The following is a 4,854-nucleotide window of genomic DNA, read 5'->3' on the forward strand; positions in this document are numbered from 1 at the left end:
CTTGGCCTTCATGATGTTGGGGAGGGAGGCGAAGCGCGGCTCGTTGAGGCGCAAGTCCACGGTCACCACGGCGGGCAGCGCCATGCCGAGGGTCTCGAGGCCACCGTCTATCTCGCGGGTTACCTGCAATTCCCCCTCCACCAGCCTGATGGCGGAGGCGAAAGTGGCAAGCGGCCAGTCATTGAGGGCGGCGAGCATCTGCCCTACCTGATTGTTGTCGGAATCGATGGACTGTTTGCCGAGCAGCACCAGATCGGGCTGCTCCTGCCCGCACACCGTTTGCAGGGCCCGGGCCACGGTGAGCGGGGTCAGGGTCTCGCCGGTAACATAGTGCAGCGCCCGATCCGCCCCCAGCGCCAGGGCATGGCGCAACTGCTCGGCCGCCGCCTCGGGGCCGAAGGTCACCACCACCAGCTCGGATGCCACGCCGGCTTCCCGCAGCCTGACCCCCTCCTCCACCGCGATTTCACAAAACGGGTTGATGCCCATCTTCACATTGGCGAGCTCCACATCGGAGCCATCCCCCTTGACCCGGATCCTGACGTTGTAATCAACGACCCGTTTGACTGCGACCAGCAGCTTCATGGCGGTCATCCCTCATACCTGTTGTGTGGGTCCACCTTGTCGTCACTCACTTTTCTGCTGACAAAGTGGTTTACGTTTACGTAAACTACCAGCACTACCCTAGGCCAAGTCGAGCGCAGAGGCAAGATGGAACGCGAAGCAATGGAATTTGATGTCGTCATCGTCGGTGGCGGCCCGGCAGGCCTGAGCGCCGCCATCGCATTGAAGCAGCAGGCCCCGGCCCTCTCGGTCTGCCTGCTGGAGAAGGGTGCCGAGATCGGCGCCCACCTGATCTCCGGCGCCCTGCTCGATCCCGTCGCCCTCAGGGAGCTGCTGCCAGAGAGCTGGCAGGAGGCCCCCCTCGGCGTGCCGGTGACGGATGATCAGGTCCATCTGCTGCAAAGCGACAGCCGCTCCCTGCAACTGCCCCACTGGGCGGTGCCACCCCGCATGCACAACGACGGCAGCCACATCATCAGCCTCGGCACCCTCTGCCGCTGGCTCGGCAAGCAGGCCGAGGCCCTCGGTGTCGAGATCTACCCGGGCTTTGCGGCGAGCACCCTCATCGTGGAGGAGGGCCGGGTACGCGGGGTGGTGACCGGCGATCTTGGTCTCGACAAGGAGGGCAACCCCAAGCCGGATCACGTGCCCGGCATGGCCCTGTATGGCCGCTATACCCTGTTTGCCGAAGGGGCGCGCGGCCACCTCGGCAAACAGCTGATCGCCCGATTCCATCTGGAAAATAGCGCCCAGCCGCAGCATTACGCCATCGGCTTCAAGGAGGTGTGGCAGGTGCCTGCGGGACAATCCCATCCTGGGCGGGTACTCCATGGCAGCGGCTGGCCCCTTGGTGAGGGAAAGGGCAACAAGAGTCAGGGGGGCTTTTATCTCTATCATCTGGCCCAGGATCAGGTGGCGGTCGGCCTTATCGTCGATCTCAACTACCAGAATCCCTGGCTCAGCCCCTTTGACGAATTCCAGCGTCTCAAGCACCACCCCCTCATCGCGGCAACGTTGCAGGGGGGCGAGCGCATCAGCTACGGCGCGCGGGCCATTACCAAGGGGGGCTGGCACTCATTGCCGCGCATGCACTTTCCCGGCGGCCTGCTCATCGGCTGTGACGCGGGCACCCTGGACTTCTCCCGCATCAAGGGGATCCACACCGCCATGAAGTCCGGCATGGTGGCGGCCGCGACGGTCGCCATGGCACTACGAGGAGGGGATGAAGGGGGACGGGATCTGGCCGAGTTTCAGGACGCGCTGCAGCAAAGCTGGCTGACCCGGGAACTGAAGAGGGCCCGCAACGTTGGGGCCGCCCTGCACCGCTTCGGCCCCTGGCTCGGCGGCGCCTTCAACTGGCTGGAGCAGCGACTCTTTGCCCTGACTTCTCCTTTTACTCTGCTGGACAAGGAGCCGGATTACCGCCAGCTGCGCCTGGCCAGCCGTTGCCAGCCCATCGACTACCCCAAACCCGACGGCAAGCTCAGCTTCGACAAGCTCTCCTCCGTCTATCTGGCCAGCACCAGCCACGACGAGGATCAACCCTGTCACCTGACCCTTCAGGACGCGCGCATTCCGGTCGAGGTCAACCTGCCCACCTGGGCCGAACCCGCCCAGCGCTACTGCCCGGCGGGGGTGTTCGAGATCCTGGATGGGGATACCCGGCCAAGGCTGCAGATCAACGCCGCCAACTGCATTCACTGCAAAACCTGCGACATCAAGGATCCCAGCCAGAATATCGTCTGGACGCCGCCCCAGGGCGGCTCGGGCCCCAACTACCCCAATCTGTAACAGGCTTGCCCACGCACACCAGAGCAGATAACAAGGAGACGCAGCCCCGGAACACCGCCCGGAGACCGTTTCCTGCGCTTGGCCGGGGGCTGTCGCAGGGCGACCAGCAACCCGCCATTCCCGCCGGTGAGCCCGGGCCCTCCCCCACACCAGGGCGAACAAAGAAGGCGACGCCGGGATCGCCCGCATCGGGGTCGCCACGGCTGATCCGACCTCGCCGTTTTTTTGAGCGAACAGGCTGAACCCCTGATGAATAGGCCCTGACAAGCGGGTCCCGCCCCTGTATAGTTCGCCGCATTCAGGTTGTCCATCGGCCTCGTTATGCTATTTCATGGGATCGCTTTCCGTGCGATCTAAGGCCGCATGAACCTGTGCAACCATCCCTGATTACCCATGACTTCTTAAGGGGGGACAGATGATCACCGCCTACATTCTCAACAACAAGGTGCTGGACATAGTCACGCTCGGGCCGGATGACATCGTTCCCGACAACACCGTCTGGCTGGATGCCTACAAGCCGGACACAGCGGAGCGAGAATGGTTGACGGGCCTGTTCCTGGAGGAGGTGCCGGACAAGGAGGAGCTCGATGACATCGAGGCATCCGCCCGCTTCTACTGGGACACCGACGGTCTGCACATCCACTCCCTGTTTCCCCAGCGCATCGGTCGCGACACCAAGGGTGTGCACGTCTCTTTTACCCTGCGCAACAACCTGCTGATCAGCATCCGCGAGGACGACATCGGCCTGGTGCGTCTGCTGCGCCACTACATGCGTCAGGACAGGCTGGAGGTCGAAGATGCCCTCGACATCCTGCTGGAGGTGCAAAACCTCAAGGTGGAGTATCTCTCGGATCTCATCGAGGATGGCTACAAGACCCTGGAGAACACCGCCGATCAGATCTTCGAGCCGGACCAGATCAACCCCATGCTCAAGGAGCTGATGGCCCAGGAAGAGGCCAACGGCCAGATCCGTCTCTCCCTGCACGATACCCGCCGCGCCCTGCGCTTCCTCAAACGCAGTCTGCGCCAGCGCATGACGGGGGAGCAGAACAAGTGGATCGACGAGATGCTGCACGACGTGGAGTCCCTGCTGCCCCATACCCAGTTCCTGTTCGACAAGATCAACTTCCAGCTGGAGGCCTCCATGGGGGTGACCAACCTGGAGCAGAACAAGGTGATCAAGATCTTCTCGGTAGCCGCGGTCATCTTCCTGCCGCCGACGCTTATCGCCAGCATCTACGGCATGAACTTCGGCCGCATGCCGGAGCTCGCCTGGGAATACGGCTATCCCCTCTCCCTGGTGCTGATGGTGATGTCATCGCTGGGCACCGGTCTCTTCTTCAAGCGAAAAGGCTGGCTGTGACGCCGGAACCCGGCAACTAAAGACTGCGGATTGGGGGGCCTGGCCCCCGATTAATTCCCGGCCGTTGCCGGCCTTGCAATGGCCTGCCCTGTGCCCCATATCCCCTTCATCACTCGCACTGCATGAATGGATACCGGGCCACCATGACCCTCTACCCCGAACACCGTTACGACGATCACGGCCAGTTGCGCCCCCCGCTCTGGTTCTGGCCCATCGCCCTCTTGCTGACCCGCTCGGTCTGGCTGTTTCTGATGGCGGGGGTCACCCGGGAGAGTGGCAGCGCCATCCTGACCCTCTTCTACCCGGACAAGCTCACCCTCTATGTCAGCCTGCTGACGGACGTGCCCGCCATGCTGGCGCTGCTCGCCTGCGGCGGCACCCATCGCCAGACTCACAGTGCCAGAGCCTGGCTCAGACGCCACAGCCCCTTGCTGCTGCTCTGCTCTGCCGTCAGTGGCCTGCTGATGCAACTGCACAGCCTCAATCTGCAGCAGTGGTCGTTCAACTGGCCCACCGCCCTGGTGCTCATCGCCAGCCTCTGGGCGCTCTGGTATCTGCTGAGAAGCCGCCAGTTGCGGGATTACGCCCAGGATCAGCCCCACTGACAGGCTGGTTCACTGGCGCGTGACCCGGATCTGCAGAGTCTGGCGTTCGCTGCCGCTGGCTCCGCCCATGCCTGATGGATTGGCGATCGCGGCCTCCCGGCTGCCTTGGGTTGTGGAAAGCTCCCCCACCGTCAGCCACTGGCCCGGGGCGCCGCTCACCTCGGTGGCACTCTGGCCGGTGTGTATGTTGCCTCGCTCCACTCTTGCCTGTTCACTGCTGAGGGCCACCTGCACCCTGTCCCCTATCAGGGTCGCGGTGGCGTAGAGACCGTTCATCAGCGGCATCATGCCCACCACCCTTCCCCCTTGCCACTGGTAAAAGGTGACCGGCTGATAGGACCCCATCTGCAACAACACGGGCCGCCCGGAGAGGCCACGCACCTGCCAGTTGTCACTCTGGCTGCGTTCATAGTGCCGGGCATCCCCCTCCAGCAGCCACTGCCGTTTGGCATCCAGGCCCAGCCCCACTCCGGCCTGCTGACTGCTGGAGGCGCCATCCACCCGCCACTCGATGAGCAGGCTTTGTGGCGG

Annotated in this window: 5 protein-coding genes; 3 read left to right on the plus strand and 2 right to left on the minus strand. The window is 63.7% G+C overall.

Translation table 11 applies throughout. From position 1 onward, the window contains the following. Positions 1–585: electron transfer flavoprotein subunit beta/FixA family protein (locus AACR77_RS01510; RefSeq protein WP_042879385.1), on the minus strand; the 585-nt coding region annotated here is incomplete at its 3' end. A 126-nt stretch (positions 586–711) separates the two neighbouring features. Between AACR77_RS01510 and AACR77_RS01515 the strand changes: the two genes are divergently transcribed. From AACR77_RS01515 to AACR77_RS01525, 3 genes are all read left to right on the plus strand, one after another. Then, positions 712–2,355, plus strand: coding sequence for an electron transfer flavoprotein-ubiquinone oxidoreductase (locus AACR77_RS01515; protein ID WP_042879364.1), 1,644 nt, complete (start codon positions 712–714; stop codon positions 2,353–2,355). 415 nt (positions 2,356–2,770) lie between these two features. Further along, positions 2,771–3,718 carry a magnesium/cobalt transporter CorA gene (gene corA, locus AACR77_RS01520; protein ID WP_005301617.1) on the plus strand — a complete coding sequence of 316 codons (948 nt, stop codon included), beginning with the start codon at positions 2,771–2,773 and terminating at the stop codon, positions 3,716–3,718. Positions 3,719–3,861: 143 nt separating this feature from the next. Continuing rightward, positions 3,862–4,323, plus strand: a complete 462-nt coding sequence (locus tag AACR77_RS01525) for a DUF2919 domain-containing protein (RefSeq protein ID WP_042879365.1) — start codon at positions 3,862–3,864, stop codon at positions 4,321–4,323. Between the two features lie 9 nt (positions 4,324–4,332). Here AACR77_RS01525 and AACR77_RS01530 read toward each other — a convergent pair. Continuing rightward, a partial coding sequence (locus tag AACR77_RS01530) for a hypothetical protein (protein WP_042879367.1) occupies positions 4,333–4,854 on the minus strand: 522 nt, incomplete at its 5' end.

Origin of the sequence: Aeromonas sp. ZOR0002, from assembly GCF_963866995.1 — a bacterium.
Taxonomy (GTDB): domain Bacteria; phylum Pseudomonadota; class Gammaproteobacteria; order Enterobacterales; family Aeromonadaceae; genus Aeromonas; species Aeromonas caviae.